Source organism: Rhodococcus sp. (in: high G+C Gram-positive bacteria), from assembly GCF_049591685.1.
Classification (GTDB): Bacteria; Actinomycetota; Actinomycetes; order Mycobacteriales; family Mycobacteriaceae; genus Rhodococcoides.
This window is the reverse complement of the sequence record NZ_JBAWFH010000171.1, coordinates 1-2557: the sequence shown is the minus strand read 5'-3', so window position 1 is coordinate 2557 and position 2557 is coordinate 1. Positions and strand designations below refer to the sequence as shown.

General features: G+C 61.9%; 2 protein-coding genes and 1 pseudogene. 2 read left to right on the top strand and 1 reads right to left on the bottom strand.

What is annotated here, in order from left to right:
- The coding region (locus tag WBQ44_RS07305; protein WP_495566051.1) for an RDD family protein at positions 1 to 468 on the bottom strand (468 nt) is incomplete at its 3' end.
- Between the two features lie 276 nt (positions 469 to 744).
- On the opposite strand from WBQ44_RS07305, the gene glnA reads away from it, so the two are divergent.
- The gene (glnA, locus tag WBQ44_RS07300; RefSeq protein WP_495566050.1) at positions 745 to 2181 is read left to right on the top strand and encodes a type I glutamate--ammonia ligase; all 1437 of its coding nucleotides are present in this window, start codon (positions 745 to 747) and stop codon (positions 2179 to 2181) included.
- A gap of 187 nt (positions 2182 to 2368) precedes the next feature.
- Positions 2369 to 2557: pseudogene (locus WBQ44_RS07295) on the top strand (ABC transporter permease); the annotation flags it as partial.

The following is a 2557-nucleotide window of genomic DNA, read 5'->3' as shown; positions in this document are numbered from 1 at the left end:
CCTGCCCCGCAACATCGCCGTTCCCGTTGCGCGGTCGTGCATGCCGCGGCCGTCGTGGTCGGAGATGATGGCCGGGAAGACGAACAGCAGGAAGAACGTGCGCACGAGGGCGCGCACGAACCCGACGCGTACCGGTGCGTCGACCCTTGCGACCTGGATGCCCGCGACGAGCTGCCCTGGCGTGAACGAGAAAATGGTCACCGAGCCGACGCCGATGACGAACCACACGGCCAATGTGATCGTCGACATGGACTGGCTGATCCCGAAGATACTGATGATCAGCGCAGAGATTCCCATGGACATCAACCAGTCGACCACCAGCGCTGCCGTGCGGCGACCGAGGCCAGATATTGCGCCCGGTGCGTTCTCGGGCAGCCCCAGGCGCTCGCCGGGGTACTTCTGCTCGGTGCCGTCGTCTTCCGCCGCGGCGTTCGGTCCGGACAACCAGGAACCTGTCATGCGTGCCATGACATCCAGGATAGGCCTCGTTTCGGGCGGCATCCGATCACAGCCGTCACGCACCGGTGCGCGGCGCCCGCCAGCGCGGTGACCGGATCGCTCGTGCGCCACCGTAGGGTATGCGGAAGAGCACGACTTGTCTCGATCGTGATCGAACGGGGCTGTCGTCGCTTCCGGTGCGTGCGCTTTCGGCGCGACGTAACACGGGCGAAACACAGGCTTGACTGGCGGGCAACACCGAGTCCATAACGTGCTGGTCGACGGAATCGACAAAGGAGTAACAGCGTGGCGTTCACCACGGCCGAAGAGGTCATCAAATTCATCGCCGACGAAAATATCGAGTATGTGGATATCCGCTTCACGGATCTTCCCGGCATTCAGCAGCACTTCTCGATCCCGGCGTCTGCCTTCACGCAGGATGTCTTCGAAGACGGCCTCGCATTCGACGGCTCGTCAGTCCGCGGCTTCCAGTCCATTCACGAGTCGGACATGATGCTGCTGCCCGACGTCACCACCGCGCAGGTCGATCCCTTCCGCGCCGCGAAGACACTGAACGTCAACTTCTTCGTGCACGACCCGTTCACGCGTGAGTCGTACAGCCGCGACCCCCGCAACGTGGCACGCAAGGCCGAGGAATACCTCGTGTCGACGGGCATTGCCGACACCGCCTTCTTCGGCGCCGAGGCCGAGTTCTACATCTTCGATTCGGTTCGCTACGACTCCGCCATGAACGGCGCCTTCTACGAACTCGACTCCGTCTCGGGTGCCTGGAACACCGGCGTCGAGCACAACGCTGACGGTAGCCCCAACCTGGGTTACAAGGTCCGCGCCAAGGGCGGTTACTTCCCCGTCGCGCCGTACGACCACTACGTCGACCTCCGCGACGAGATCTCGACCAACCTGCAGAACGCAGGCTTCGAGCTCGAGCGCGGCCACCACGAGGTTGGCACCGGTGGCCAGCAGGAGATCAACTACAAGTTCAACACCCTGCTCGCAGCCGCGGACGATCTGCAGCTGTTCAAGTACATCGTCAAGAACACCGCATGGAAGAACGGCAAGTCGGCCACCTTCATGCCGAAGCCGCTCTTCGGCGACAACGGCTCGGGCATGCACGTGCACCAGTCGCTGTGGAAGGACGGAAAGCCGCTCTTCCACGACGAGGCAGGCTACGCAGGCCTGTCCGATCTGGCTCGCCATTACATCGGCGGCATCCTGCATCACGCGCCGTCGCTGCTGGCGTTCACCAACCCGACGGTCAACTCGTACCACCGCCTCGTGCCCGGCTACGAGGCTCCGATCAACCTGGTCTACAGCCAGCGCAACCGCTCTGCGGCCGTCCGTATCCCGATCACGGGCAACAACCCCAAGGCGAAGCGTCTCGAATTCCGCGCACCGGACAGCTCGGGCAACCCGTACCTGAACTTCGCCGCGCAGATGATGGCCGGCCTGGACGGAATCAAGAACAAGATCGAACCGCAGTCCCCTGTCGACAAGGACCTGTACGAGCTTCCTCCCGAGGAGGCCAAGAACATCCCTCAGGCTCCGACGTCGCTCGAAGCGGTCATCGACCGGCTCGAGGCCGACCACGAGTACCTCACCGAGGGCGGCGTGTTCACCACCGACCTCATCGAGACCTGGATCTCGCTCAAGCGCGAACAGGAAATCGCTCCGGTCAACCTGCGTCCGCACCCGTACGAGTTCGAGCTCTACTACGACGTGTGATCGACTCTGCTTCACCCGCCCGCCTCGCCGATCTTCGGCGGGGCGGGCGTTTTTGTGTGTACGGAGGGTAACGAGTAGCCGAAAACAGGTTTGCTTTTGCGTTCTATCAGCCACTCTCTTTTCTGACGGATTGCAAGTATCCGCGAAACAAGACCGTCTACTCGACAAGAGGGTGGGTTAACGTTCGATGGATGCATTTTGGAACTTCGTCTCAGGTAGACGAGAACAATTACTCACCGATTCTTATCTGCATGTGTCCGCGGTGGTGCAGTCGATCGTCATCGCAACAATTGTCGCTATCATCATCGGCATTGCCGTCTACCGGTCACCCGCAGGGTCTGCAATTGCAACGGCTCTCGCCAGCACCATTCTGACG